27 protein-coding genes and 1 tRNA gene are annotated in these 24724 nt (G+C 65.0%); 15 read left to right on the top strand and 13 right to left on the bottom strand.

Annotated elements, in window-relative coordinates; translation table 11 throughout:
- Positions 1 to 194 precede the first annotated feature (194 nt).
- Complete coding sequence (locus ASG67_RS14450) at positions 195 to 737, bottom strand: hypothetical protein (protein ID WP_056531591.1); 543 nt, start codon at positions 735 to 737, stop codon at positions 195 to 197.
- 103 nt (positions 738 to 840) lie between these two features.
- Between ASG67_RS14450 and ASG67_RS14445 the strand changes: the two genes are divergently transcribed.
- Entirely contained in the window at positions 841 to 1212 is a 372-nt protein-coding gene (locus ASG67_RS14445) for a PRC-barrel domain-containing protein (protein ID WP_056531589.1), read from the top strand.
- Between the two features lie 25 nt (positions 1213 to 1237).
- Positions 1238 to 1675 (top strand): DUF3597 domain-containing protein, encoded by a 438-nt coding sequence (locus tag ASG67_RS14440; protein WP_056531587.1) that lies wholly within the window; start codon positions 1238 to 1240, stop codon positions 1673 to 1675.
- Positions 1676 to 1714: 39 nt separating this feature from the next.
- Here the strand turns inward: ASG67_RS14440 and ASG67_RS14435 are convergent, their stop codons facing one another.
- Positions 1715 to 2104, bottom strand: coding sequence for a hypothetical protein (locus ASG67_RS14435; RefSeq protein ID WP_056531585.1), 390 nt, complete (start codon positions 2102 to 2104; stop codon positions 1715 to 1717).
- A complete protein-coding gene (gene uvrB, locus ASG67_RS14430) occupies positions 2104 to 4302 on the bottom strand; it encodes an excinuclease ABC subunit UvrB (protein WP_056531583.1) in 2199 nt (732 codons plus the stop codon). Before uvrB ends, ASG67_RS14435 begins: the two co-directional genes overlap by 1 nt.
- 121 nt (positions 4303 to 4423) lie before the next feature.
- On the opposite strand from uvrB, the gene ASG67_RS14425 reads away from it, so the two are divergent.
- Positions 4424 to 5233, top strand: a complete 810-nt coding sequence (locus ASG67_RS14425; RefSeq protein ID WP_082543574.1) for a ferredoxin--NADP reductase — start codon at positions 4424 to 4426, stop codon at positions 5231 to 5233.
- A 4-nt stretch (positions 5234 to 5237) separates the two neighbouring features.
- Here ASG67_RS14425 and ASG67_RS14420 read toward each other — a convergent pair whose 3' ends face one another.
- Positions 5238 to 6485, bottom strand: coding sequence for an MBL fold metallo-hydrolase (locus ASG67_RS14420; RefSeq protein WP_414887677.1), 1248 nt, complete (start codon positions 6483 to 6485; stop codon positions 5238 to 5240).
- A 136-nt stretch (positions 6486 to 6621) separates the two neighbouring features.
- Here ASG67_RS14420 and ASG67_RS14415 point away from each other — a divergent pair, with 136 nt between their 5' ends.
- Positions 6622 to 8208: an amidase gene (locus ASG67_RS14415; RefSeq protein ID WP_082543573.1), complete on the top strand. Its 1587-nt coding sequence runs from the start codon at positions 6622 to 6624 to the stop codon at positions 8206 to 8208.
- Positions 8209 to 8211: 3 nt separating this feature from the next.
- On the opposite strand, the gene ASG67_RS14410 is transcribed toward ASG67_RS14415, so the two are convergent.
- The 3 genes from ASG67_RS14410 to trmB form a co-directional block, all read right to left on the bottom strand.
- Positions 8212 to 8667, bottom strand: a complete 456-nt coding sequence (locus tag ASG67_RS14410; protein ID WP_056531579.1) for a DUF2721 domain-containing protein — start codon at positions 8665 to 8667, stop codon at positions 8212 to 8214.
- A gap of 85 nt (positions 8668 to 8752) precedes the next feature.
- The gene (locus ASG67_RS14405) at positions 8753 to 9193 is read right to left on the bottom strand and encodes a DMT family transporter (protein WP_056531577.1); all 441 of its coding nucleotides are present in this window, start codon (positions 9191 to 9193) and stop codon (positions 8753 to 8755) included.
- Between the two features lie 35 nt (positions 9194 to 9228).
- A complete protein-coding gene (gene trmB, locus ASG67_RS14400) occupies positions 9229 to 9909 on the bottom strand; it encodes a tRNA (guanosine(46)-N7)-methyltransferase TrmB (RefSeq protein WP_056531574.1) in 681 nt (226 codons plus the stop codon).
- Positions 9910 to 9973: 64 nt separating this feature from the next.
- On the opposite strand from trmB, the gene ASG67_RS14395 reads away from it, so the two are divergent.
- Positions 9974 to 10807 (top strand): formate/nitrite transporter family protein, encoded by an 834-nt coding sequence (locus ASG67_RS14395; RefSeq protein WP_056531572.1) that lies wholly within the window; start codon positions 9974 to 9976, stop codon positions 10805 to 10807.
- On the top strand, positions 10800 to 11417 hold the full coding sequence (locus ASG67_RS14390; protein WP_056531570.1) for a phosphatase PAP2 family protein: 618 nt from the start codon (positions 10800 to 10802) through the stop codon (positions 11415 to 11417). Before ASG67_RS14395 ends, ASG67_RS14390 begins: the two co-directional genes overlap by 8 nt.
- A 3-nt stretch (positions 11418 to 11420) precedes the next feature.
- Here ASG67_RS14390 and ASG67_RS14385 read toward each other — a convergent pair whose 3' ends face one another.
- The 3 genes from ASG67_RS14385 to lnt all read right to left on the bottom strand — a co-directional run bounded on the left by ASG67_RS14385 (position 11421) and on the right by lnt (position 15331).
- On the bottom strand, positions 11421 to 12473 hold the full coding sequence (locus ASG67_RS14385) for a hypothetical protein (protein WP_056531567.1): 1053 nt from the start codon (positions 12471 to 12473) through the stop codon (positions 11421 to 11423).
- 61 nt (positions 12474 to 12534) lie between these two features.
- Positions 12535 to 13740 (bottom strand): methionine adenosyltransferase, encoded by a 1206-nt coding sequence (metK, locus tag ASG67_RS14380; RefSeq protein WP_056531565.1) that lies wholly within the window; start codon positions 13738 to 13740, stop codon positions 12535 to 12537.
- Positions 13741 to 13780: 40 nt separating this feature from the next.
- Positions 13781 to 15331: an apolipoprotein N-acyltransferase gene (gene lnt / locus ASG67_RS14375; protein ID WP_056531564.1), complete on the bottom strand. Its 1551-nt coding sequence runs from the start codon at positions 15329 to 15331 to the stop codon at positions 13781 to 13783.
- 153 nt (positions 15332 to 15484) lie between these two features.
- Here lnt and ASG67_RS14370 point away from each other — a divergent pair, with 153 nt between their 5' ends.
- Positions 15485 to 16537: an NAD(P)-dependent alcohol dehydrogenase gene (locus tag ASG67_RS14370; RefSeq protein WP_056531562.1), complete on the top strand. Its 1053-nt coding sequence runs from the start codon at positions 15485 to 15487 to the stop codon at positions 16535 to 16537.
- 23 nt (positions 16538 to 16560) lie between these two features.
- Here the strand turns inward: ASG67_RS14370 and ASG67_RS14365 are convergent, their stop codons facing one another.
- Positions 16561 to 16965, bottom strand: a complete 405-nt coding sequence (locus ASG67_RS14365; RefSeq protein ID WP_056531560.1) for a hypothetical protein — start codon at positions 16963 to 16965, stop codon at positions 16561 to 16563.
- A 314-nt stretch (positions 16966 to 17279) separates the two neighbouring features.
- On the opposite strand from ASG67_RS14365, the gene ASG67_RS14360 reads away from it, so the two are divergent.
- A complete protein-coding gene (locus tag ASG67_RS14360) occupies positions 17280 to 17702 on the top strand; it encodes a VOC family protein (RefSeq protein WP_056531558.1) in 423 nt (140 codons plus the stop codon).
- Between the two features lie 2 nt (positions 17703 to 17704).
- Positions 17705 to 18007, top strand: a complete 303-nt coding sequence (locus ASG67_RS14355; protein ID WP_056531556.1) for a polyhydroxyalkanoic acid system family protein — start codon at positions 17705 to 17707, stop codon at positions 18005 to 18007.
- A gap of 14 nt (positions 18008 to 18021) precedes the next feature.
- On the opposite strand, the gene ASG67_RS14350 is transcribed toward ASG67_RS14355, so the two are convergent.
- Complete coding sequence (locus ASG67_RS14350) at positions 18022 to 18900, bottom strand: peptidylprolyl isomerase (RefSeq protein WP_056531554.1); 879 nt, start codon at positions 18898 to 18900, stop codon at positions 18022 to 18024.
- A gap of 87 nt (positions 18901 to 18987) precedes the next feature.
- Between ASG67_RS14350 and ASG67_RS14345 the strand changes: the two genes are divergently transcribed.
- The 4 genes from ASG67_RS14345 (at position 18988) to terL (ending at position 22789) form a co-directional block, all read left to right on the top strand.
- Positions 18988 to 19078: transfer RNA gene (locus ASG67_RS14345), tRNA-Ser, on the top strand.
- Positions 19079 to 19568: 490 nt separating this feature from the next.
- Positions 19569 to 20879 (top strand): site-specific DNA-methyltransferase, encoded by a 1311-nt coding sequence (locus tag ASG67_RS14340; protein WP_056531552.1) that lies wholly within the window; start codon positions 19569 to 19571, stop codon positions 20877 to 20879.
- Positions 20872 to 21339: a DUF5681 domain-containing protein gene (locus ASG67_RS14335; RefSeq protein ID WP_056531550.1), complete on the top strand. Its 468-nt coding sequence runs from the start codon at positions 20872 to 20874 to the stop codon at positions 21337 to 21339. Before ASG67_RS14340 ends, ASG67_RS14335 begins: the two co-directional genes overlap by 8 nt.
- Positions 21308 to 22789, top strand: coding sequence for a phage terminase large subunit (gene terL / locus ASG67_RS14330; protein ID WP_156460844.1), 1482 nt, complete (start codon positions 21308 to 21310; stop codon positions 22787 to 22789). Before ASG67_RS14335 ends, terL begins: the two co-directional genes overlap by 32 nt.
- 374 nt (positions 22790 to 23163) lie before the next feature.
- Here terL and ASG67_RS14325 read toward each other — a convergent pair whose 3' ends face one another.
- On the bottom strand, positions 23164 to 23823 hold the full coding sequence (locus ASG67_RS14325; RefSeq protein ID WP_056531547.1) for a hypothetical protein: 660 nt from the start codon (positions 23821 to 23823) through the stop codon (positions 23164 to 23166).
- Between the two features lie 118 nt (positions 23824 to 23941).
- Here ASG67_RS14325 and ASG67_RS14320 point away from each other — a divergent pair, with 118 nt between their 5' ends.
- Both ASG67_RS14320 and ASG67_RS19000 read left to right on the top strand, forming a co-directional pair.
- On the top strand, positions 23942 to 24145 hold the full coding sequence (locus ASG67_RS14320; protein WP_056531545.1) for a helix-turn-helix domain-containing protein: 204 nt from the start codon (positions 23942 to 23944) through the stop codon (positions 24143 to 24145).
- A 106-nt stretch (positions 24146 to 24251) separates the two neighbouring features.
- Positions 24252 to 24401: a hypothetical protein gene (locus tag ASG67_RS19000; protein WP_156460843.1), complete on the top strand. Its 150-nt coding sequence runs from the start codon at positions 24252 to 24254 to the stop codon at positions 24399 to 24401.
- Positions 24402 to 24724 lie beyond the last annotated feature (323 nt).

Below are 24724 nucleotides of genomic sequence, written 5' to 3'. Positions count from 1 at the left end.
AAAGCGCGTCCCCCGAACGAACCGAACCGAACTCACTGCTGAACCATGAGACATCGGATCACCTCCTTTCGCTAGTTGATAAACGACGCGGCCATCTCTGCCCGCAACCGGAATGTGGGCGATCCCCGGATCACATACAAGCCTTGTTTTACGCGATAATCCGGCCGAATATCCGCGCCCCCGCCGACCTGAAATCAGGGGCGGCAGTCCTGGATCACGCGGCCGACTTCGGCCCAGGCGGGCAACACCACCGGCGGGCTTCCCGCCTGTTCCACCACGAAACGCCCGCGGCTGAACGCCATGGCGTCGAGCAGCGGATCGGTGGCGGGCAGCGTCGCCTGAAGGACGATCGGCGCCCACACCCCGGTATTGGCGATCACGCGGCCCGGCAGGGCGCGGGTGACGCTGGTCGTGCGGATGGTCATGGCGGTGGCGGTGGTGCCGGCCGTGGTCAGCGTGACCTGGCGGGCGGCGCGGTTGCACGTCATCGACAGCGCGGGTTTGCCGGTCGCGGCGCCATAGGTCGCGATGGTGTCGGTCGGGGTCGCATTATATCGCCAGTCGCCGGGCGTCCGCGCCCAATCACGCCAGTCGGCGGCCAAGGGCGCCGGGCGCGGTGGCGGCGCGGGGGCGGGTGTCCGTTCGACCGGCGGCGGCGGCGACGCGGGCGGCGCGACGCAGGCGGAGACGGACAGCGACAGGGACAATAGGGCGAACAGGATCGGCTTGGCGCGCATGGTCGCGGCTTAGGCGCGACCGCTTCCTCGCTCAACCCGGGGGTGGCGATGGAACCGGCAGGACGCTCCGCCGGTTCGACCGGCAACCAAACAGGAGCCACTTATGTCGACCGAGACGATCCCCACCCAGATTCTGATCCAGTCCAATGTCTCGCAAAGCGTGAAGATCGAAAGCCGCGACGGTGATGCGGTCGGTTCGGTCTATTCGTTCATGGTTCACAAGGGCACCGGCAAGGTGACGCATGCCGTGCTGAGCCTGGGCGGCTTTCTCGGCATGGGCCGCAGTTTCTATCCGATCCCGTTCAGCCTGCTGACCTTCGATCCGGTGCGCGACCTGTACGTCGTGACGATCGATCGTCGCTTGCTGGAAGGCGGCCCGAGCTGGGCGAACAATGCGCCGGTGTTCGACCAAGCCTATGCCGATCGTGTCGCCAGCTATTACGCCGTCGGTTCCGAAAACCTGTCGGTCGCGTGATCGATCGACGACAGGAGATTGTGACATGAGCATTTTCGGCAAGATCAAGACCGCCATTTTTGGCGACAAGGGGCCGCTCGGCGGGCAGTTCAGCGGCAGGAAGGACACGCCGGTGGCACCCGCTCCGGTTACGCCCGCGCCGCAGACGACCGCCGCAGAACCATCGCCAGTGCCGCCAGCGGCACCCGTTGCCGCGTCCCAGCCCGTCGATGTCGAAGCGGTGCTGAACGGCATCGCGGCGCGCAAGGGCGGCGCGGACCTCAACTGGCGCACCTCGATCGTCGATCTGATGAAGCTGCTCGATCTCGATTCGTCGCTGGCCAACCGCAAGGAACTGGCGACCGAGTTGGGTTATTCGGGCGCGAAGGACGGATCGGCCGAAATGAACATCTGGCTGCACAAGGCGGTGATGCGCGAGCTGGAGAAGAACGGCGGCACCGTGCCGGCCGGGCTAAAGGACTGATCGATAACAGAGCGGGGGCGGCAATGGCGTCGCCTCCGTCTATGCGGCGTCGGTCCGCTTTCGGCGTATGGCCGATGCGATTGCCGCGCCGGTGATCCATAACAATGTGACGCACAATGCCACGACGCTGGCGAACCATCCCATAACGATCGCGAAGCTCGGGCCAATGCCCTGATCGGGCCGAAGGTCGGTATACAGCACATAGCCCCATCCGACGGCGAGTATCAGCGCAGTGACACTCCAGATGGCGCGCGGGTGATGTCGGGACAGGCTGGCAATCACTAACGGTACCGCGATGGGCAGCGCCAGCATGGGAAGCTGGGTCGCCAACAGCGAGACGCTTTCGTAATAGCTGCCCACGGTCATGATCGCGATCGTCGCCACCGCCGCGACCAACAGGCTGAGCACGACCAAGGACCGGCGGCGCATCACCGGCCCCCGCGCCGGCCCCCCATCCGCATCTTGCTTTCCTTCCCATACCGCGTCTTGCGCGTGCCGGGTTTGCCTTCATTGCTGCGGCCCATGATCGGCAGCTTCTGCTGATCGACAGGCAGGCCGAGTTCCTCGTTCTCCAGCTGGCGGATTTCGTCGCGCAGGCGGCCGGCGGTTTCGAATTCCAGATCGGCGGCGGCCTTGCGCATCTGCTTTTCGAGGTCCTCGATATAGGCGCGCAGATTGTGGCCGACCATGTGCGGGCGATCCTCGTCGATCTCGACCGTTACCTGATCGCGGCTAGACACGTCCTTGATGATGTCGCCGATGTTGCGCCGGATCGTGGTCGGCGTGATGCCGTGTTCGACGTTGTACGCCTCCTGCTTCTCACGCCGGCGCGAGGTTTCGTTCATCGCCCGCTCCATGCTGCCGGTGATGCGGTCGGCATAGAGGATGACGCGGCCGTCGACGTTGCGCGCGGCGCGGCCGATCGTCTGGATCAGCGAGGTTTCCGAGCGCAGGAACCCCTCCTTGTCGGCATCGAGGATCGCGACCAGCCCGCATTCGGGAATGTCGAGGCCCTCGCGCAGCAGGTTGATGCCGATCAGCACGTCGTACACGCCCAGACGCAGGTCGCGGATCAACTCGATCCGCTCCAGCGTCTCGACGTCGCTGTGCATGTAGCGGACCTTGATGCCGGCTTCATGCATATATTCGGTCAGGTCCTCCGCCATCCGCTTGGTCAGCGTGGTGACGAGGGTGCGGTAACCGAGTTCGGTGGTCTTGCGCGCCTCGACGATCAGGTCCTGCACCTGTTCCTCGACCGGCTTGATCTCGATCGGCGGGTCGATCAGGCCGGTGGGGCGGATGACCTGTTCCGCGAAGACGCCGGCGGCCTGCTCCATCTCCCACGGCCCCGGCGTCGCCGAGACACACACGGTCTGCGGGCGCATCGCGTCCCACTCGTTGAAGCGTAGCGGCCGGTTGTCGATCGCAGAGGGCAGGCGGAAACCATATTCGGCCAGCGTTATCTTGCGACGGTGATCGCCGCGCGACATGCCGTTGATCTGACCGATCGTCTGGTGACTCTCGTCGACGAACAGCAACGCGTTTTCGGGGAGATACTCAAACAGCGTGGGTGGCGGCTCGCCGGGGAGGCGGCCGGTGAGGAAGCGGCTGTAATTCTCGATGCCGTTGCACGATCCGGTGGCGGCGATCATCTCCAGATCGAAATTGGTGCGCTGCTCCAGCCGCTGATGCTCGATCAGCTTGCCCTCCGCTTCCAGCTCCTTCAGCCGCTCGGTCAGTTCGTGGCGGATCGCGTCGGCGGCCTGCTTCATCGTCGGGCCGGGCGTGACATAATGGCTGTTGGCGTAGATGCGGACCGAGTTGAGCGAGGCGGATTTCTGGCCGGTGAGGGGGTCGAATTCCACGATCTCCTCGATATCGTCACCGAAGAACGAAATGCGCCACGCGCTGTCCTCATAATGCGAGGGGAAGATTTCGAGATTGTCGCCCTTCACGCGGAAATTGCCGCGCTGGAACGCGGCGTCGTTGCGCTTGTATTGCAGGGCGACCAGCTTGCGGACGATCTCGCGCTGGTCGGCGGTCTGGCCCTTTTTCAGGTCGAAGATCATCGCCGAATAGGTCTCGACCGAACCGATGCCGTACAGGCACGAGACAGAGGCGACGATGATGACGTCGTCACGCTCCAATAGCGACCGGGTGGCGGAATGGCGCATCCGGTCGATCGATTCGTTGATCGACGATTCCTTCTCGATGTACGTATCCGACCGCGCGACATAGGCTTCGGGCTGGTAATAGTCGTAATAGCTGACGAAATATTCGACCGCGTTGTTCGGGAAGAACGACTTGAACTCCCCGTACAACTGCGCCGCGAGGATCTTGTTGGGCGCCAGGATCAGGGCGGGGCGCTGCAACGCCTCGATCACCTTGGCCATGGTGAAGGTCTTGCCGGACCCGGTGACGCCCAGCAGCACCTGATCCTTTTCGCCGCGCAGCGCGGTGTCGACCAGTTCGCGGATCGCGGTCGGCTGGTCGCCCGACGGGCTGTATTCGCTGACCAGTTCGAAACGCTTGCCGCCCTCCACCTTGGTCGGTCGCTGCGGGCGGTGGGGGACGAAATGCTCGTCCGTGTCCGGTTCGGCGAGGCTGGTGCGGATCTGGATGGCCATGGCGACCGATATGGGGAACGGGTACGGAACAGGCAACGTGGGGCGTGGCCAAGATGTGCTATGGTTGACCCATGTCGCCCGCGACCATATTGCGCGGCGTTCGCAATTCATCGGAAGATTCATGACTGACGTGCGCGCGCCTGCGCTGATCCCCGAAAACGCCGCTTTCCTGAGCGCCAAGGTGCTGTGGGTACGCCACTGGAACGAGCATCTGTTCTCGTTCGCGATCGAACGGCCGGCGAGCTTCCGGTTCCGGTCGGGCGAGTTCGTGATGATCGGGCTGCCGGGTGAGAAAAAGCCGCTGATGCGCGCCTATTCGATCGCGTCGCCGCATTATGCCGAGGAGCTGGAGTTCCTGTCGATCAAGGTGCAGGACGGGCCGCTTACGTCGCGATTGCAGGCGATCGAGCCGGGCGACGAGCTGTATCTGGGCAAGAAGCCGACGGGCACGCTGGTGCTCGACGCGCTGTTGCCGGGCAAGCGGCTGGTGATGCTGTCGACCGGCACCGGGCTGGCGCCGTTCCTCAGCCTGATGCGCGATCCCGATGTCTATTCGGTGTTCGACAAGGTGGTGGTCGCGCATTCGGTGCGGCGGGTGAGCGACCTTGCCTATCACGAGGAAATGACCGGCCGGCTGGCGGAAGACCCGCTGGTGGCGGACGAGGCGGCGGCACAGTTCCATTATGTGCCGACGGTGACGCGCGAGGCGTTTCATACGTCGGCGCGGCTGGGCGTGCTGATCGAGGACGGGACGCTGTTCAGCGGAATCGACGGTGGCGCGACGCTGGACCCGGAGACGGACCGGGTGATGCTGTGCGGGTCGACCGAGATGATCCGCGACTTCGCGAAGTCGCTGGAGGCGCAGGGTTTTGTCGAGGGGTCGAACGCCAATCCGGGTAGCTTCGTGATCGAGCGGGCGTTCGTGGGGTGAAGGCTTAACGCAGCGCCCTGACCGCCGGCGTATCAAGGCAGCGAGCCATGGCGGCATCCGACGTCGTGGTCGCCGCCACCTGCGTCCCGATGGGGGCGATGGCTTTCGGTCGCCCGATCGCCACTGGATCAAAGCCGGTCCGCCCCGCACACGCCATCGCCGCCTTCAGCAACCCCGGCGGCGTGCGGTATCCCTCATAGGACAGGCGGAACGTGCCCCAGTGGATGGGGATGGCGGTGGCGGCGCGCAGGCGCTCGAACACCTGCACCGCCTGCGGCGGCCCGATATGACTGCCGCTCGCCATCTGGCCCGGCGCGAAGCGGAACGCGCCGATCGGGATCAACGCGAGACGGATCGGCCCCAGCGCGGCGGCTTCTGCGGGCCAGCGACCATCGCCCATGCCGGTGTCGCCGGCGAAGAACAGGTTGCCGCCGGGCAGCGTCACGACGAAGCTCGACCACAGCGCCCGGTTGCGGTCGGCGAACCAGCGGCTGCCCCAGTGATGATTGCGCGTGACGTGAACGCGCACCGGCCGGCCCCAATATGTGTTGGCACCGACGCGCGGGCGACCCTCCACGGTCACCGCCTGGTTCCAGTCGGCCGCCACCGCCGGAATACCACGGCTGCGCAGGATCGCGTCGTTGCCCAGACTGGTGACGATCAGCGGCCGGTCGCGCGCCCAGAGCCGTTTGAGCGTCGACAGGTCGAGATGATCGTAATGATTATGGCTGAGCAGGATCAGGTCGACATGCGGCAGATCGGCAAAGGCGATGCCGGGGGCCGCCAAGCGTTTCGGGCCGAAACCGAACGGGCCGCTATGGTCGGCCCAGACCGGATCGGTCAGGATGTTGAGACCGGGCGTCTGCACCAGCACGCTGGCATGGCCGATCCAGGTCGCGACCATGGGCGTCGCTGTGACCTGCGCCGGCGTGGCGACGGTGAACACCGACGGGGCGGGCAGCGGTTGCAGCAGTTCGGCGGGCTTGGCGGCGTGGATCGGCACGCGGTCGGGCCATGCCGGCCGACCGTCACGCCCGGTCATCGCGTTCCAGAAAAAACCGGCGCGGCTGCCGCCGGTCGGCGGCGCGGCGGTGTCGGCATCGCCGTCCGGGTTGAAAAAGCGCTGGGTGTCGAAATGGCCGCTGGCGGGGCCGGTATAATAGATCCGGTCGAGGAAATGCGGGACGATCGTCATCGCCAACCCCGCCATCACGCCCAGGAACAGCAGCACGATGGCGAGAAGGCGGGCGATGGCAGTCAAATCGGGTGTCCTGGAAAAGGCCGGATGCATTCAACGCAGGTTGACGGCGTCGGTTCAGCGTGATGGCATATCTGCATCAAGGGTGATGGTGCATTTCGACCATCCCGCCATCAAGTCAGGGAAATCCATGCGCCGATCCCCTCTGCTATTGTCCGTCGGCACGCTGCTGGCGGTTATGCCGGTGACCCCGTCGGCGGCACGGACCGTGGCGGTGGAGGAGCGGTCGATCGACGATCTGCGGGCGATGATGGCGGCTGGCCGCGCGACCAGCGTCGATCTGGTCCGCGCCTATCTGGATCGCATCGCGCGGATGGACCGCAAGGGGCCGACCCTGCGCGCGGTGATCGCCGTGAATCCCGATGCGATCGCCCAGGCACGCGCACTGGATGCCGAACGCCGGGCGGGGCGGGTGCGCGGGCCGCTGCACGGGATCCCCTTGCTCATCAAGGACAATGTCGAAACCGCTGATGCGATGCCGACGACCGCGGGCAGCCTGGCGCTGAAGGACAATCTCACCCGCCGCGATGCGCCCGTGGTGGCGGAACTGCGCCGGGCGGGGGCGGTGATCCTGGGGAAGACCAATCTGTCGGAATGGGCGAACATCCGCTCGTCCCGGTCGATGAGCGGGTGGAGCGCGGTCGGCGGTCTGGTCCGCAACCCCTATGCGCTGGATCGCACCGCCTGCGGTTCGTCGTCCGGATCGGGTGCGGCGGTGGCGGCCAGTTTCGCGGCGGCGGCGGTCGGGACCGAAACCGACGGGTCGGTCATCTGCCCGTCGTCGCTGAACGGCCTTGTCGGGCTAAAGCCGTCGATCGGCCTCGTCAGCCGGACGCATGTCGTGCCGATAAGCCATTCGCAGGATACGCCGGGGCCGATGGCGCGCAGCGTGCGCGACGTGGCGGTGATGCTGTCGGCGATGGTCGCGCCCGATCTCGCCGACCCGGTGACGAGGGACGCGGTGCGCCACGATTATGCCACCGGCCTGTCGGCGAGTGCGCTGTCGGGCCTGCGGGTGGCGGTGCTGCGGCCAGAGATGACGCGCGATCTGGCGGCGCGGTTCGACGCGGCGCTGGCGGTACTGCGCGCCGGCGGCGCCACGTTGGTCGAGGTGAAGCGACCCCAGCTCGACGGGTTGGGCGATGCCGAGTTCACCGTGCTGAAAACCGAGTTGAAGGCGGACCTGAACACCTATCTGGCGACCACGCCGGCAGCGGTGACGACGCGGACGCTGGATCAGGTGATCGCCTTCAACCGCGCCAACGCGGCGACCGAGATGCCGTTCTTCGATCAGGAGACGTTCGATGCGGCGGCGCTGACAAAGGGGCTGGCCGATCCCGCCTATCGCGCCGCGCGTGCCACATCGCTGCGGCTGGCGGGGGTGGAGGGGATCGACGCGATGCTGAAAACCGCGCGCGCCACCGTTTTGGTCGAGCCGAGCTACGGCGCGGCATGGTTGAGCGATCCGGTGCACGGCGATCAATATGGCGGGCCGTCCTCGTCCGAATTGCCGGCCGTGGCGGGCTATCCCAATCTGACGGTGCCGATGGGGATGGTGCGCGGGTTGCCGGTCGGCCTGTCGTTCATCGCCGGCAAGTTCGGCGAGGCGGCGGTGCTGGGTGCCGGATATGCGTATGAACAGCGGGCAAGGGCGCGGGTGGCGCCCGCCTATCGCGCCAGCGCCGATGCGGGGCCGGGGCTGGAGGGCACGCGCTAGGCGTCAGTCGCCCAGATATTCCTTGCGGACGTGGATCGCGCGCAGCGACAGTCGCACCTCGAACATGAACGAGATCAGCGAGGCGATCAGCATCACCATCGCCAGAATGAAACAGATCGCGACCGCGCTGGCGAAATGCAGATTGGCCAGCGTCGCGACGAACAGCGCCGCCACGACCAGGCTGGTCATCACCGCGCTCGACACCGCCAGGAACAGCGACGCGTTAATGATCGAGATGCGGCGATCCAGCAGGCGCAGTTCCCAGATATGCCGGTCATGTTCCGGCCCCGTCGATCGCGGGTGCAATTGCTCCAGCGATCGGACCCGGTCGATGACCCGGCTCAGGCGGCCGGTCAGCACGTTCAGCAACTGGCCGATCGCCGTCAGCATGAAGATCGGCGACAGCGCCAGCGTGATGGTCTGCGCGACGGTGGTGATGCCGGGAAGCGTCGGGATCATGCGATACCTGATAAGGAAAGCGGGAATGACAGGCTGCCACGATGACCGCGGACTTGCCAGAGGCGGGTAGTGGCGGTCGGCGCGATCAGCCGCGCCGGATCACGACGACACCGATCAGCATCAGCGCGGCACCGGCCAGCTTGGTGATGCTGACGGGATCGCTCTTCAGCCCGAACCAGCCGAAATGATCGAGCGCCAGCGCGGTGGCGACCTGTGTCGCGATCGCCACGGTCAGCGTGGTCGCCAGCCCCAGTCGCGGCGCGGCGAACGCGACGGCGGCAATGAAGCCCGCGCCGTACAGGCCACCGAGCCATGCCCAACCGGGCACGCCCTTCAACGTGGCCGGCGAGGTGCGGTCGAATGTCAGCCATAACGCGAGCAGGATCGCGGTGCCGACGACGAACGACACGAGCGCGGCGAGGATCACCGATCCGGACGCCTTTGCCAGCGCCGCGTTGGTCGGCGCCTGAACCGAAAAACCGATGCCGGCCAGCAGCACGGCGATCAGGGGAAAGAACGGGGCCATGGGGCGGTTAACGCGCCGGAACCGATCGGGGACCGTCAGACGCGGCGATAGCGGAAATACCACACCTCGTGCCCCTGCCGCCGCGCCTTGCGTTCATAGCGCGTTTCCGGCCAATCGTCCGGACGGGTCAGGAAATCCTGCGGGCCGGTCGCGAGCCATTCGAAATCGCGACGCTGATCCATCACCATCATCGCCCAGCGACAATAGATGGGATCGTCGGTGCCGAGGCGGAATTCGCCGCCGGGCGCCAGCTTGGCGGCGATCGCGTCGAGCGGGCCGTGGTTCATCATCCGCCGCTTGGCATGTCGCGCCTTTGGCCAGGGATCGGGATGGAGCAGATAGACCCGCTGAAGCGCGGCGTCGGGCAGCCGCTCGACCACCTCCAGCGCGTCGCCCATGTGCAGGCGGATATTGCCCAGATCGCCGTCGCGGATATGGTTGAGCGCGCCCACGACGCCGTTCAGGAACGGCTCGCACCCGATGAAGCCGGTGTGCGGATGGGCGGCGGCCTGCCCCGCGAGATGCTCGCCGGCGCCGAAGCCAATCTCCAGTTGCAACGGGCGGTCGTCGCCAAACAGCGTAGTGGCGTCAAGCGGACCGGTGTCGGGGACGCTGATCGACGGCAGCAGTTCTTCGACCAGCGCGGCCTGACCGGTGCGCAGCTTGTGGCCCTGGCGACGGCCATAGAGGCGACGGATGACGGCGGGATCGTTCATGGCGCGGCTCCTAGCCGGGCCGGCGCCGGGAGCAAAGCCGGGACCGGCTCGTTACCCGATATGAATGACCGATCCCCACCCCGATAGCGCACCGGATGCCGGTAACGATGATGTCGAGGATCTGAAGTCGGCGGACGCGGTCGAACTGCACCGTGCGGTGCGTGAGGCGGGCGAGGAGGAACTGGACCGCCCCTTCGCGGCACTGTTCTGGTCGGCGCTGGCGGCCGGGCTGGCGATCAACACTTCGCTGATCGTCGAGGCGGCCCTGCACCGCGACCTGCCCGATGTGCCATGGCGTGGGCTGGTCGTGTCGCTGGGCTATCCGATCGGCTTCCTGATCGTGATCCTGGGGCGGATGCAGTTGTTCACCGAAAGCACGGTGACGGCGATGTTGCCGCTGGTGACGCGGCCATCCTGGTGGGCGCTGCGCCGAACGGTGCGATTATGGGGAATCGTGCTGGGCGCCAATCTGGTCGGCACCGGCATCGCCGCCGGCCTGATCGCGGCGGGCCTGCTGGGCGACGACAGCCTGCGGGTGGCGGCGATCGAGATCTCGCTGCGCATCACCGAACTGGGGCCATGGGCGACGTTCCTGAACGCGATCCCGGCTGGCTTTCTGATCGCGGTGTTGGCGTGGACGTTGCCCAATGCGCGCGATCAGGCGTTCTGGATCATTCTGGCGATCACCTATGCGGTCGCGATCGCCGGGTTCAGCCATTCGGTGGTGGGATCGGACGAGGCGTTCCTGCTGATGTTCGCCGGCCAGGTCGGCGTGGCAAAGGCGCTGTTCGCGCTGATCGCACCGGCGGTGCTGGGCAATCTGGTCGGCGGTGCGGGCCTGTTCGCACTGCTGGCCCACGCGCAGGTGCGCAGCGACAAGGAAGATGGACATGGCTAAGCCGAAAAAGGCCGCGAAGCGGGCAGCAAAGGCGGCGAAGCGGGCCGATATCGAACAGACCCACCGCGCGACGACCCACCCGGATGGCCCCGTTGCGCAAGTGGCGGGCAAGGCCAGCGAACTGGCCGACCAGCCGCCGTTGATCGCGATCTGCGCCGCGACCATCCTGCTGGGCGCGACGATGCGGCGGCCGGCGGTGCTGCGCAGCGGCGTGCGGATGCTGGCGAGCCATTTGCTGGCGACGGCTGCGAAATCCGTCCTGAAGGCCAGCATCGACCGCACCCGGCCGGCGCGGGCGGTGAAGGAAGGGCATCGGATCGAGAAGGGCACCGGCGCGAAGGACAGCTCGCTGAACTCGTTCCCCTCCGGCCACACCGCGGGCGCGGTGGCGGTGGCGCAGGCCGTCGCGACCGAATCGACCGCGGCGGGATTGCCGCTGCAGGTCGCGGCGCTGGGCGTGGCGGCGATGCAACCGGTACGCGGCAAACATTACATGAGCGACGTGCTGGCCGGCGCGGCGATCGGCTGGGTGGCCGAACGGATCGCCCATGCCGGGCTGCGGGCCGGCGAAGCGGGGCTAAAGGCCGGCATCGCGCGGTGGAAGGCTTGAGCGTTATTGGGCGATGCTGGAATCGACCGTGACGTTCAGCTTGCCGTCCGTTTGCCGGGTCCGTGTCGTCGGCGCCGTCTTCATGACCATCGTCAGTACCTGTTCGGGGGCCGGCAGCCGATCGAACATCGGATAGGTCGCGGCACTGCCATCGATATCGCGCAGGGTAATGGCAAAGCCGGCATCCGGCTTGGCGGCATCGAGAGACAGGCCGGGAAAGACATCGACGACACGGCCGGAATCGCCCAGCGCCAGCATATAGCCCGCCGTCACATCGGGCTTGCGATAAACCGCCCATAATGGTTGGCCTTCGCCATTGCGGCACCATGGCGCCGCGGCAGCGGCATCGACCGATGGCTTCCTGTTCAGCATCGCTGCCCCGGCGATCAGCGATCCGAGCAACGATGCCTGCAAATCGGCCTTGCGCAACTTCGCCATGTGAAACGTCGTCGTCGCCGGACAGGCGGCGATCGACACGGCGGCGACAGCGGGCGTGGCGGCCGGCCAGCGGATGTCCGCGATCAAACGGCTCAGCACCGCGTCCAGCGCCGCAGCATCGGTGGTCTTGCCGCTGATCCGAATGACGACCAGCCAGTCGCCGCTGGGGATCGCGGCGATCGCGGTCGTGGGGAAGGGGCCGACCGGCACGACATAGCCGCGCCGCAACGCCGACTGGATCGTACTGCCGGGCGGAGCGAAGGCGATCGCGGCCGGGGTCAGCGGCGTCGCACCCTTGAACGCGGTGCGGCCCAGCATCGCGGTTTCGGCGCGATCGAACCAGAGCGGCACGCTCGCCTCGGCCGGGCTGAACAGGAAGATGGTCGCCTGTACCGCCTCGTCGGCATCGGCGAACTGGGCGATCACGTCGCGTTCGGCGGTGCCGTTGTCGCTCAAGCCGGTGCGGGTCAGGCCAGCCAGCGTCGGCAGCAGGACCAGACCCGATGCCGCGTGCTGCCACCCCTTGCCGGCGGGTACCGCAAGGTCGCGCGCCGAGGCGGCGGTCGATGTCGCCAGCGCCACGGCCAACGCCATCGTCGCGAGCGTTACAGCGCGCATGAAAAAGCCTCCCCCGGTGATCGGGGGAGGCTAAGATCATTCGGTCCGTCTGTTCAAGCGCTTATGCGGCGACGGCGGCCTTCAGCCGGTCGACCAGATCGGTCTTTTCCCAGGTGAACAGATCGCCCTCAGGATCGCGGCCGAAGTGACCATAGGCGGCGGTCTTGGAATAAATCGGCGCGTTCAGCTTCAGGTGTTCGCGAATACCCTTGGGCGTCAGGCGGACCAGCTGCGGCAGGATCGCCTCCAGCTTCGCCTCGTCCACCGTGCCGGTGCCGTGGGTGTCGACATACACGCTCAGCGGCTCGGCGATGCCGATGGCATAGGACAGCTGGATCGTGACGCGACGGGCAAGGCCGGCGGCGACGACGTTCTTGGCCAGATAGCGCGCGACATAGGCGGCCGAGCGATCGACCTTGGTCGGGTCCTTGCCGCTGAACGCGCCGCCACCGTGCGGGGCGGCGCCGCCATAGGTGTCGACGATGATCTTGCGGCCGGTGACGCCGGCGTCGCCGTCAGGGCCGCCGATCTCGAACAGGCCGGTCGGGTTGACGTAGATCTTGTCCTCGGCCGGCAACCAGCCGTCGGGCAGGATGTCGGCGAACACGCCCTTCACATACTCGCGCAGTTTCGCCTGACCGGCGTCGTTCGACAGGTCGGCGGAATGCTGGGTCGACACGACGAGCGCGGTGGCGCGGACGGGCACCTCGTTCTCGTACTGCAGCGTCACCTGGCTCTTGGCGTCGGGCTCCAGGAACGGCGCGGCGCCGGAATGGCGATCGGCGGCCATCCGCTCCAGGATCTTGTGGCTGTAGTACAGCGTGGCGGGCATCAGACCGGGCGTCTCGTCGGTGGCGTAACCGAACATGATGCCCTGATCGCCGGCACCCTCGTCCTTGTTGCCGCTCTCGTCCACACCCATCGCGATGTGCGCGGACTGCGGGTGCAGGTTGTTCTCGAATCGGAACGTCTGCCAGTGGAAGCCGGACTGTTCGTAGCCGATCCGCTTCACGGTTGCACGGACGGCCGCCTCGATCTCGTCCTGCACGCCCTCGGCCCAGTTGCCGTCGGCGTCCATGATGCCCTTGCCCCGGATTTCACCGGCGAGGACGACGAACTGCGTCGTCGTCAGCGTTTCGCACGCGACGCGTGCCTCGGGGTCCTTGGACAGGAACAGGTCGACGATCGAATCGCTGATCTGGTCGGCGACCTTGTCGGGATGGCCCTCGGAAACGGATTCGGAGGTGAAGATGAAGGAAGAGCGCATCAGTGCCTCATAACGATATAAAGATAGCTTTATATGTCCTTTATCGTCCGCGACGTCGGATGGCAACGCCGACCGCGAACAGACCGATCGCGACGACCGCCGCCATCGCATTGCCGATGCGCGCGAACAGGGTAGCGGGCAGGGCGGGCGGGATCGGCCGTTCGATCGCGCCGGCGGTTTCGTGCGGCACGGTGGCGATCAGGCGGCCATCGGCGGCGATGATCGCGGAGATGCCGGTGGGGGTCGATCGGATGATCGGCAACCCCTCCTCGATCGCGCGCATCCGCGCCTGCGCCAGATGCTGTGGCGGTCCCCAGCGACCGAACCACGCGTCGTTCGACGGGTTGAACAGCACGCGTGGCCGATGCGCGCGATCGACGACCTCGCCCGAAAAGACGATCTCGTAGCAGACCTGGATGCCGATCGGGCCAAAGCCGCGCCAGTCGATCGCGCGCGGGCCGGGGCCGGGCGTGAAATCGATATCGCCGGGAACCAGCCGGGCCATGCCCAACGGCCTGAGCAGCGCCGGCAGCGGCAGATACTCCCCGAACGGAACCAGATGCGCCTTGTCATACCGCGCGACGATGCGGCGGTCGGCGGTGATCGCCAGCACCGAATTGCCCGCACCGGCAATCCCGTCATTGGGGTTGAAGGCCAGCGTGATCGCGTTCGTCATCAACAAGTCGCGGGGGCCGAGGGTGCGGGCAATCCGCGCCCGCGTCTCCTCGGGCCAGTGGCCGGCATAGACGTAAGACGGATAGTTATCCTCCAGCAGATCCTGCACCAGCCCCTCCGGCCACACGACCAGCCGGGGGATGGCGCCGGGGGCGCCGGACAGCCGGATCAGCCTGGCAAGCGCCAGTTCGCCGCCGGCCTCGCCGCGTTCCTCGTTGCCGATATTGGGCTGCACAACGCGGACCAGCGGTGTGCCGGGCGCCGCATCGGGCGCGTTCGTCCACAATGCCGACAGCGCGGCTAGGCCGGTTACACCGCCCGCCAGCGCCGGCAACGTCCAGCGCCGCCGCGCGAGGTGCAGCAGCGCGCCCGCCGCGACGATCGTCAACCCCGACAGCGCATAGGTGCCGACCCACGCCGACAGCCGCGCGACGCCGATGACGGGCAACCAGACGACGCTGATCGGGTCCCACGCATAACCGGTAAAGATCACCGCCCGCAGATATTCGGTCGCGATCCACGCGGCGGCGAAGAACAGGACATACGCCGCATCCGGCGCCCGCCCGCGCAGACGCCACGCGATCCCCGCCGCCATCATCGGATACACCGCCAGATACAGCGCCAGCGCGACCGCCGCGAAATAGCCCAGCACCGGCGGCATCGCGTCCTGAAAGTCGAACGCGTGCTGGAACCAGTTGTTGTTGACGGTGAAATGACCCAGCCCGAACAGCCAGCCGCGCGACAGGGCGGTGCGGAACGTCGGCGCGGCATGGATCAGCGCCATCCACGCGGCCACGCAGATCAGGGTCAGCGGCCACAGGTCCAGCGGCGCGAAGCCACAGGCGGCCACCGCGCCGAGCAGGATGCAGGACAGCGCGGGACCCAGGGCAGGACCAAGAGCAGGGTAACGATTCATCCTCGTGCTATGGGTCGGCGCGCCCTTTGCCGCAATCCTTGCCGCCGCATCGCCCGATTGCCGAAAGGGCACAGGGATATCTTTGCGCCGCCGATCATTCTGCCGTCATGCCGCGTCGTCCGCGGTCCCCCTATCATATCCAAGGAAACCTCCATGGCGATCAAAGCCTATGGCGCGCACGCCGCCGACCGTCCGCTAGAGTCGATCGAGATCGAACGGCGTGCGCCCGGTGCCACCGACGTGCAGATCGACATCGCCTATTGCGGCGTCTGCCACTCTGACCTGCATCAGGTCCGCGCCGAATGGGAAGGCACGCTGTATCCCTGCGTACCGGGTCACGAGATCGTCGGCCACGTCACCGCGGTCGGTGACGGTGTATCGGGCTTCAAGGTGGGCGATACCGTCGGCGTCGGCTGTCTGGTCGATAGCTGCCAGCATTGCGGATCGTGCGACGAGGGGCTGGAGCAATATTGCGAGAACGGCTTCACGCTGACGTACAACTCACCGACCGAGGACACGCCCGGCCACACGCTCGGCGGCTATTCGCAGCAGATCGTCGTCGACGAAAAGTTCGTGTTGCGGATCAGCCACCCCGCCGAACAGCTCGCCGCCGTCGCGCCGCTGCTCTGCGCGGGGATCACCACCTATTCGCCGCTGAAGCACTGGGGCGCGGGGCCGGGCAAGAAGGTCGGCATCGTCGGGATCGGCGGCCTCGGCCATATGGGCGTGAAGATCGCCCATGCGCTGGGCGCGCACGTCGTCGCCTTCACCACGTCGGAATCGAAGCGCCAGGACGCGCTCGATCTCGGCGCGGACGAGGTCGTGGTATCGCGCAACGAGGACGAGATGGCGGCGCACGCCAACAGCTTCGACATGATCCTGGATACGGTGGCGGCCAGCCACCTGCTCGACGCGTTTACCGCCCTGTTGAAGCGTGATGGCACGCTGGTGCTGGTCGGCGTGCCGGATCAGCCGCATCCCTCGCCCAACGTCGGCGCGCTGATCTTCCAGCGTCGCCAGATTGCCGGTTCGCTGATCGGCGGCATCGCCGAAACGCAAGAGATGCTCGATTTTTGCGCGGCCAACGACATCGTCTCGACGATCGAGATGATCCCGATCCAGAAGATCGACGAGGCGTATAATCGCATGCAGAAGAGCGACGTGAAGTACCGCTTCGTCATCGACACGGCGTCGCTGGCGGCGTGATCCAGACGGACGGGGCCGGTGGCTTACCGGCCCCGGCTGCCGTTATTTTTATCAAAGGCGCGGGTGCGGGTGATAACCACATTGTCGCGCACCACCTGCATCCGGCCGTCCAGTTCGCGACGTTCGGCATCGGACAGACCGTTTTCGCCATACATGCTGGCCAGCAGGCCGACCGACGCGGTTTCCCGGCGAAGGCCGCGCGCCTCCCGTTTGGATAGCGCGCCGTTGTCACGCGCCGTGTCCACCCGCTGGCGGACGTCAGCGACCTCGTCGTTGATCGTCGGACCAGCCGCGCGCTCCACCGGTAATCGTGGCGACGACCAACTGTTCGGCGGCGGGCGATCGCCCGGCAGGCTATGCTGCTTGAACTGGGCCTGCGCCTCGACCGACAGCGACAACAACGTGAACCCTATCGCCAGCCACCGCATCGCCTGCTCCCCTGCGTTTCGACACGCATCCTCTCGCCCGCCCAATGAACGATCGCTGACCGGAAACGACGGCGTTCGTGACGGTATGAGGAAGGCGTCGTCCGGCCGATCCTACCGCCTGTTCGCCGCGAATGCTGTCCTACAGCTAGCGATGCGGCTATACCCGCCACCGACGCCGCTCTTTTCCATTGCCGCTTCCATCGTCCTCCTGCCGGGGAGGAAAATAGGGACGGTTTAGGCCTAACTTTAGCCTAACTTTCCGATCGCCACGGCGCCGCTTCCACGATCGCGGCACTCAGGATAGAACCCGCAACATGACCCTGCGCCCCTTCCATCTCGCCTTTCCCGTCCACGATCTCGCTGCCGCGCGTGCCTTCTACGGCGATGTGCTGGGCTGCGCGGAGGGGCGGTCGAGCGACCAGTGGATCGATTTCGATCTGGGCGGGCACCAGATCGTCGCGCACCTCGATCCGGCGGCCAAGCCCGTCGCGGTCGAGAACGGGGTCGATGGCCATCATGTGCCGGTGCCGCATTTCGGCGTCGTGCTGACGATGCCCGACTGGGAGGCGATGGCCGACCGCGTTCGCACGGCTGGCATCTCGTTCGGCATCGAACCCCATGTCCGCTTCAAGGGGCAGACCGGCGAGCAGGCGACGATGTTCTTTTACGACCCCAGCGGCAACGCGCTGGAGTTCAAGGCGTTCGCCGACGACGCCTCCCTCTTCGCCAAGGATTGACCATGGGCCAGCCTATCGAACTCGATATCCCGCATAGTCTCGGAAAGGCCGGCGTCCGCCAGCGGCTGGACGGCGGCATCACCCGGATCACCGAAAAGATCCCCGGCGGCGGCCATGTCGATCATCGCTGGGAGGGTGACACGATGCACTTCACCGTCTCGGCGATGGGCCAGACGATCGCGTCGAGCGCCACGGTGTTCGAGGACAAGGTGCACGCGGTCGTCGATCTGCCCGGCTTCCTCGGCCTGTTCGCGGGCAAGGTCCGCGACGTGATCGCGCGCGAGGCGCCAAAGCTGTTGAAGTGACCAGCGCGCGGCGCTCAGCCAGCCGGCGCGCGGCGTACCGGGGGCAAGGCGTTGCAGATGTCCGCCCCGCCCGCCGGCACGACGAAGAACGGCGGCGCCCGGTTCTCCCGTGTGGTGATCCAGGTGGTGAAGCGCGGATTGTCGGTGCGGCGATACTGAAACCGGGGCCGCTCGGCCGCCGGTATTTCGCTCGCCAGCCGAACCGACGTGATCGCCACCTGCTCGCCCGGCGTCTTGTAGAAGCCTAGATCGCCCGTCCCGCGCGGCAGGGCCGACAGCCGCTCGATCCCCTCGACCACCCGGCCGACGATCGCCACGTTGCGGTCGAGCGCGCGGGGACCATGGCCGATCGCCGCATACAGGTCGCCGCCGCTGCCGGTGCTCGGCGCCAGATCGCGGGCGACGCCGACCATGCCATAACAATGCGGCACCCATTCGGTGGTCGCATTGCCCGCCAGCGGCCACCCGTCGCGGCTGTATCCGGCCCATGGTGCATAGGGGTCCGGCTTCGTCAGCTTCGCCACCGCGGTCGTGCCGGCATGGTCATATTCGGCGGGTGGATTGGCGACGATGCCGGGCGGCAACGGCTTCTTCTCGGTCGCATCACCCCATTGCGCCACGTAATTGTCCTGCACCCGGTACACGCTGGCCCCCGCATCCCACCACCGCGCCGCCGCCAGCCGGCGAATATTGTCGACATGCACCGGCGCAGAGGCCGGCGCGAGCCGAACCGCCACGGTGCCACCGCCCGCCAGTGTGACCACCATCACCTCGTCATCGGGAATTGCCACCCAGTCCTCGGGCAGCGGATCGGACACCGAAGCGGCGGGCGCAGGTGCGGCAGGGGCGGAAGCGGCCTGAATCAAGCCGGCAAGAACAAGCGTGATCATCATCGCTTTAACGTGCCCGAGCGATCATCCGCACGCAATGTCTTGCGCCGCCGTCCACTCCCGCCTAGTGCCGCCCCTTCCAGAGCATGCGGAGCGGTGGCCGAGTGGTCGAAGGCGCTCGCCTGGAAAGTGAGTATACGCCAAAAGCGTATCGAGGGTTCGAATCCCTCCCGCTCCGCCACTTAGTCTGACATTTACGAGAGAAGCACCACGGTTCCCCTGAAAACCGCGCTTTTCTGCGCCATTCTCGCTTCCCCTTGGTACCGCAGAGAACCCTGCCAGCCTTTCGTGGTGCCCATTTCCGCCGCTTTTCTCCGTCGGCTTCGGCGGCAGTACCGTTCCCACGTTGATGGGAAAGTAGTGGGAATATCGAGCATTCTGCCGCTTCTCGCGGGCTGACCCCGTGCTTCGGATGCCCGGCGACCGCCACGTCGACCGGCTTTTTCCATATCCAAGGTTGCTGGGAATCGTGTCGTCTGATTGCAGCGCGCCCGTGACGTTTGCGCGAACAATCTTGCTCGCAGCAGCCGATGCGGCTAAACAGGTTCCACGGCGACTGTCACCAGGCAGCGTCTGCTGTGACCTCGGACATCGAGGCGCAAATCCCCACCACGGACCGAGTGGCGCACGCATTCCGCGTGCGCTGAGTTATCGTGATTAGGATTTGTAAGATGTCAGGTATCAGAATCACCTACGCAGCGACGTTGTCGCTGCAGCCGTACAAGAGCGGCGCACGCCAGCATTCCAAAAAGCAGATCGAGAAGCTCAAAAAGAGCATCGTCGAGTTCGGCTGGGTGAACCCGCTCATCGTCGACCAGCACGGCATGGTCCTGTGCGGGAGCGGCCGCCTGGCGGCAGCCATTGCACTCGGCGTGGACGAGGTTCCCACCGTGATGCTGTCCCACATGAGCGACGCCCAGAAGGCAGCTTATGTTCTGATGGACAATCGCCTTGCCGAAGAAGCGACCTGGAGCAAGGCGCTGCTGCGTACCGAACTGCAGGGGCTTATCGAAATCGGGTTTGACGTTGAGCTCACTGGCTTCGACACGCTGGAAATCGACACGCTGTTGTCGTTTGAAGCTGGCGACCAGTCAGTCGATGACGATGTTCATCTGCCTGGTGCGGAGCCGCCGGTGTGCCGGGTCGGGGACCTGTGGCAGATCGGCAAGCATCGGCTATATGTTGGCGATGCCCGCGACGGTGCCGCATACGAGGTGCTGATGGCCGGCGAGCGTGCGCAGCTGGTCTTTACCGATCCGCCGTATGGCTGTGCCATCGCCGGCAACGTGTCAGGCTTGGGCCAGGTCAAACACGAGAACTTCGTTATGGGTGCAGGCGAGACTTCGCTGGGCGAGTTTGGCCAGACGTTGCTGCGGCCGGCGTTCAAGCAAATTGCCCGCCATGTCGTGTCAGGCGCCATTGCCTTCGTGTGCACCGACTGGCGCGCCGCGCCTTATTTGGTCGATGCCGCGCAAGGTGTTTTTCACGAATTGAAGAACCTTATTGTCTGGTCAAAGACAAACGCCGGGATGGGCACCTTTTATAGATCGGGTCACGAGCTGATCTATGCTTATAAAGTACTGCCGGGTAAGCACATCAACAACTTCGGACTAGGCGAAGGCGGACGCCACCGCAGCAACGTCTGGGTCTATCCTGGCGCTAATACATTCCGTGCCGGCCGAATGCAAGACCTGGCGGACCACAGCACGGTTAAGCCCAAGCAGCTTGTTGCGGACGCCCTACTCGACTGTTCCAAGCGCGGCGCCATCGTCCTTGATCCGTTCTGTGGATCAGGCACCCTCCTGGTGGCGGCCGAGATGACCGGCCGCATCGGCTACGGCATCGAGCTTGATCCCAAATATGCCGACGTCATCCTACGCCGTGCCGCTGAAGCGACGGGTAAGACGCCGACGCTTGATGGCACTGCCTTCGACGACGTCGCCCGCATCCGCGGCGAAGAGAGGGAGGCGAGCCGTGGATGACCATCACGAGCCCGGTCGGCGGATCGACGGCAAGCCCTACAAGGACGGCAACACCCGGGAGGACGGCAGCTACGACGTTGGCAAGAGCCGCCCGCCCGAAGCCACGCGCTTTGCCAGGGATGATGGCCGCGCCCGCGGTCGCCGCGCCAAGGGCACACGCAATCTGGCGACTGACTGGAAGGAGGAGCTGGCCGAGAAGATCACGATTTCGGAAAACGGGAAAAGCATGAAGATCACCAAGCAGCGTGCGGTGGTGACGGCGACGGTCAATCGAGGCCTGAAGGGCAGCGAACGCGCGGCCGAGATTGCATTCCGCCACGCAGGCGAGCGCGACGTCGAGGCAGGCAAGCTGCGGATCAGCGACCAGGACATCATCGAGCGCTGGATGGCACAGCGGCTGAACTCGTCATCCGATGGCGTGGTGAGCGATGACGCAGAAACGTCCAATGCGGATCAGTGACGAGGCCGCGGCAGACGCCCTGCTGCGGCAGAACTTTTCGCTGTTCCTCCGCTTTGCCTTTGGCGAGGTAGGCGGCGGTCGCGCGTACCAGCACAATTGGCACATCGATGCGATCGAGCATCAACTCGACCGCGTCCGCGATGGCACCAACCGGCGCCTCATCGTCACCATGCCGCCGCGGCATTTGAAGTCGGTGACGATTTCATCTGCCTGGGTGGCCTGGATGCTGGGGCGCGATCCGGCCAAGCGCTTCATCTGCGCCAGCTATGGCTATGAGCTGTCGGAGAAACATGCCCGTGACTGCCTGCGGATCATGACCACGGACTGGTATTGTCGTGCGTTTCCCAAGCTGCGGCTGACACGTCGCAGCGTGCTCGACTTCGAAACCTCGGCCGGCGGCGGTCGCTTCTCGACGTCGGTCGGCGGGGTCGTGACCGGCCGTGGTGGCGACATCATCATCATCGATGACCCGATGAAGGCGGATGAGGCGTTGTCCGAGGCTCGGCGCGACGAAGTGCGCGAGTGGTTCTTCACCTCGATCCAGTCGCGGCTCGATGATCAGACAAAGAGCAGCATCATTCTCGTCATGCAGCGGCTCCACGAGAGTGACCTTGCCGGTGAGCTGTTGCGCCGGGGCGGCTGGGAGGAGCTGCGTCTCCCGGCTATAGCAACGCATGACGAGTTGATCCCGCTGACCCAAGGCCGTGTCCATCAGCGCCGCGAAGGGTATGTCCTTCATTCAGCGCGCACCCCGCTCGCGACATTGAACGAGATCAGCGCGCAGGACCCCTATGTATTTGCCGCGCAGCACCAGCAGGACCCAGTCGGGCGTATCGGCGCCTTCGTGATGCCGGAATGGTTTAGCGTCTATGACGAGCCGCCGCGGGCCGGGGTCGTGGTTCAAAGCTGGGACACTGCGGTCAAGACTACTGTCCGCAGCGACTGGTCGGTGGGGATTACCGCGATCTATTACATGGGCCGATTCTACATCATCGATGTATTCCGCAAGCGGGTGGAATTTGGCGAGCTGAAGCGAAGCGTGCGCGCGCTCTGCCAGCAGCATCGTGTCAGCCGGCTTTTGATCGAAGACGCCGCGAGCGGCGCGCAGCTCATCCAGCAGCTACGCGAAGAGCCGCAGCCGGATGTGACGTTGCCCCTGGCGATCCGTCCGACAACCGACAAGATCGCCCGCTTCGAAGCAAGCGCAAGCCGCATCGAGGCGGGGACTGTGGTGCTGCCACGCGTGGTACCGTGGCTTGGCACGTTTATCACCGAGGTGACCAAATTTCCCAACGGCCGCCATGATGATCAGGCGGATGCGCTAACCCAGATGCTGGCCAACCCGCCGATTCAGATCACTACGGTGCTCGCAGGACCGGAGCTGGTTGATCCTTTCGCCGAGGAAAGGATTGAGTGCGACGAAGCAATTGATCCTTGGGGAGCGTATTGACCACTGACTCGCCACCTTCGTCGATCTCAGCGTTCTTCAACACACTTATGTCGTCGGCAATTTTATCCATAGCTTCGAGCGCGACTACGTCTGCGTGAACTCAAGGCTCGATGTCCAGATTGTCAGCAAATTCGCCAGTCTGGTTCAGTCATTATGACAATGTCCAACCCATCGGTGCCTCAGCCGTATGTCACATGACAATTAAATTTCTTCAACCTGCGGGGCACTGTCGGCTGGTTACCGGGCGGAAAGCAAATTTCAATCGTCGCCGATTTTTTTACCGGTCCACGCTCGACAGAGATCGACACGTATTTCGATCTTGGCAGTTTCGAGTGTACTGGGACAATCAATTCATAATGGAGATTTGCTGCGGCCTAGTTCTTTATGGGATGAGCGGACCGGTATTTAGCCACGGCCGCAAGCAGGCCAGCTGCTTCAGCCGGCGTCATGCAATCTTCCCAATTAACGCCGCTCTGCGCGTTGAATTTGAACCCCCAGAGCGGTGAGGCGCCCGACACGTAGGTGTTGGCAATATCCCGCATGAGTGCATCAGGGACGTCAAAGCCAACATCATCGCGATAGGTGCACACACCATACGCACAATTGATGACCTCATGTTTTAAGGTGCCGAGTTCAGCTGATCGCGGACCAGCGAGGGTCCCGAAATTGACCGAGCGGAAGTCGCGGAACACGGAGTTGTACGTCACTGTCTGGTAGACTTGGTAGCGAACCGCACCGGTAGCCTTGATGATCAATGCGCGCAGAAAATTGTCGGATTTAACTGGGTCCGTGAAGCGACCCTTGTTCTTGTAGCCCTCCGACGTGTCGAGAACGGCAATCGTATCAAGGTCGCCGTCGTTCGTGGTCGTCGTTTGCGTAAAATGTTCCGGCGTTAACGACAGAAGCAGCTTCATCTGCTTTTCCGAAAGCTCGATGCGCTCTTCCTTCGACGGTGAAACGACATTCTGCGCTGACGCGGCGGTTGAGAGGATGCCAGCAAGCCCGAGCAATGTAACGCCCTTGATCGTCTTCATACAACCCTTCCTGAACACGATGAGTGACAACCGGCATGCTCTCGTCCAACCGACAGTCAAGCCAAATGTCACTCATCGTCTGTAGATCGATCGACGACAGGCGCGTCTCTGGGCGGCCGTGGATATTCGCACGCGCCTGGCCCGGAATGTACGTCGATTGCGCGAGGGAAACGGCTGGAGTCAGGAGGACTATGCCGACCGCGCCGGCATTCACCGTACCTACGTCAGCGATATCGAACGAGGCCGACGCAACCCGACCATCACCATCGTGGAACGGCTAGCGTCGCCATTGGGGGTGACGCCCAGCGAGCTCATCGGATGACAACGAAAGCTGCGGGTCGACTTCTGCGATACAACCACACTTGGTGGTCATGAAAGACAACGCTGAAAGCTAGCTCGTCGAGCTACTTCTAACCGAGGCGGGTGCCATGCTCGAAGATGCCAGGGCACTTGCGTTGCTGCAACGGGAGCAATCCCTACCCCAACGTCTCGAATATCTTTCGAAGGTACTGGAGCGCCTCACGGCGTTGATCACGGCAGCCGCAACCCTCGTTGATCACGACGGAGAAGCATCCTGATGACATATCTCGTAGCAGGATTGGCAGTGCCGATTGGCTGGTTTTACCGTGATTTTTGGTGGAAAGCCGCCTGTCCGCTTTGGGGCACTCCGATGGCGTAAGCGGACCTCTGTTCATAAAGCCTGCAGTGACAGCTACGCGCCCAATGATGGTCGTTGCGTTCAGGTTCATATTTGCACGAAACTGCCGTTCGCTTCGTCGTTGCAGACCGCATCCTAGGTAACGGGCCTTTTGGTCAACGGCCATGACGCGCTGCTTCGCCCATGGGACGCGACCCGGCCCTACGATCAGCGGCTCGAGAATTTTCAAGGCCAAGAAGGCCG

Origin of the sequence: Sphingomonas sp. Leaf339 (genome assembly GCF_001426195.1) — a bacterium.
In the GTDB taxonomy this organism is placed as follows: domain Bacteria; phylum Pseudomonadota; class Alphaproteobacteria; order Sphingomonadales; family Sphingomonadaceae; genus Sphingomonas.
Note: the sequence above shows the minus strand (reverse complement) of the source record. Positions and strands in the feature narration are given on the sequence as shown.

Coding starts and splice junctions, on each gene's coding strand:
- ASG67_RS14450 (WP_056531591.1), bottom strand. CDS start 737: ATGCGCGCCAAGCCGATCCTGTTCGCCCTATTGTCCCTGTCGCTGTCC.
- ASG67_RS14445 (WP_056531589.1), top strand. CDS start 841: ATGTCGACCGAGACGATCCCCACCCAGATTCTGATCCAGTCCAATGTC.
- ASG67_RS14440 (WP_056531587.1), top strand. CDS start 1,238: ATGAGCATTTTCGGCAAGATCAAGACCGCCATTTTTGGCGACAAGGGG.
- ASG67_RS14435 (WP_056531585.1), bottom strand. CDS start 2,104: ATGCGCCGCCGGTCCTTGGTCGTGCTCAGCCTGTTGGTCGCGGCGGTG.
- uvrB (WP_056531583.1), bottom strand. CDS start 4,302: ATGGCCATCCAGATCCGCACCAGCCTCGCCGAACCGGACACGGACGAG.
- ASG67_RS14425 (WP_082543574.1), top strand. CDS start 4,424: ATGACTGACGTGCGCGCGCCTGCGCTGATCCCCGAAAACGCCGCTTTC.
- ASG67_RS14415 (WP_082543573.1), top strand. CDS start 6,622: ATGCGCCGATCCCCTCTGCTATTGTCCGTCGGCACGCTGCTGGCGGTT.
- ASG67_RS14410 (WP_056531579.1), bottom strand. CDS start 8,667: ATGATCCCGACGCTTCCCGGCATCACCACCGTCGCGCAGACCATCACG.
- ASG67_RS14405 (WP_056531577.1), bottom strand. CDS start 9,193: ATGGCCCCGTTCTTTCCCCTGATCGCCGTGCTGCTGGCCGGCATCGGT.
- trmB (WP_056531574.1), bottom strand. CDS start 9,909: ATGAACGATCCCGCCGTCATCCGTCGCCTCTATGGCCGTCGCCAGGGC.
- ASG67_RS14395 (WP_056531572.1), top strand. CDS start 9,974: ATGACCGATCCCCACCCCGATAGCGCACCGGATGCCGGTAACGATGAT.
- ASG67_RS14390 (WP_056531570.1), top strand. CDS start 10,800: ATGGCTAAGCCGAAAAAGGCCGCGAAGCGGGCAGCAAAGGCGGCGAAG.
- ASG67_RS14385 (WP_056531567.1), bottom strand. CDS start 12,473: ATGCGCGCTGTAACGCTCGCGACGATGGCGTTGGCCGTGGCGCTGGCG.
- metK (WP_056531565.1), bottom strand. CDS start 13,740: ATGCGCTCTTCCTTCATCTTCACCTCCGAATCCGTTTCCGAGGGCCAT.
- lnt (WP_056531564.1), bottom strand. CDS start 15,331: ATGAATCGTTACCCTGCTCTTGGTCCTGCCCTGGGTCCCGCGCTGTCC.
- ASG67_RS14370 (WP_056531562.1), top strand. CDS start 15,485: ATGGCGATCAAAGCCTATGGCGCGCACGCCGCCGACCGTCCGCTAGAG.
- ASG67_RS14365 (WP_056531560.1), bottom strand. CDS start 16,965: ATGCGGTGGCTGGCGATAGGGTTCACGTTGTTGTCGCTGTCGGTCGAG.
- ASG67_RS14360 (WP_056531558.1), top strand. CDS start 17,280: ATGACCCTGCGCCCCTTCCATCTCGCCTTTCCCGTCCACGATCTCGCT.
- ASG67_RS14355 (WP_056531556.1), top strand. CDS start 17,705: ATGGGCCAGCCTATCGAACTCGATATCCCGCATAGTCTCGGAAAGGCC.
- ASG67_RS14350 (WP_056531554.1), bottom strand. CDS start 18,900: ATGATGATCACGCTTGTTCTTGCCGGCTTGATTCAGGCCGCTTCCGCC.
- ASG67_RS14340 (WP_056531552.1), top strand. CDS start 19,569: ATGTCAGGTATCAGAATCACCTACGCAGCGACGTTGTCGCTGCAGCCG.
- terL (WP_156460844.1), top strand. CDS start 21,308: ATGACGCAGAAACGTCCAATGCGGATCAGTGACGAGGCCGCGGCAGAC.
- ASG67_RS14325 (WP_056531547.1), bottom strand. CDS start 23,823: ATGAAGACGATCAAGGGCGTTACATTGCTCGGGCTTGCTGGCATCCTC.
- ASG67_RS19000 (WP_156460843.1), top strand. CDS start 24,252: ATGCTCGAAGATGCCAGGGCACTTGCGTTGCTGCAACGGGAGCAATCC.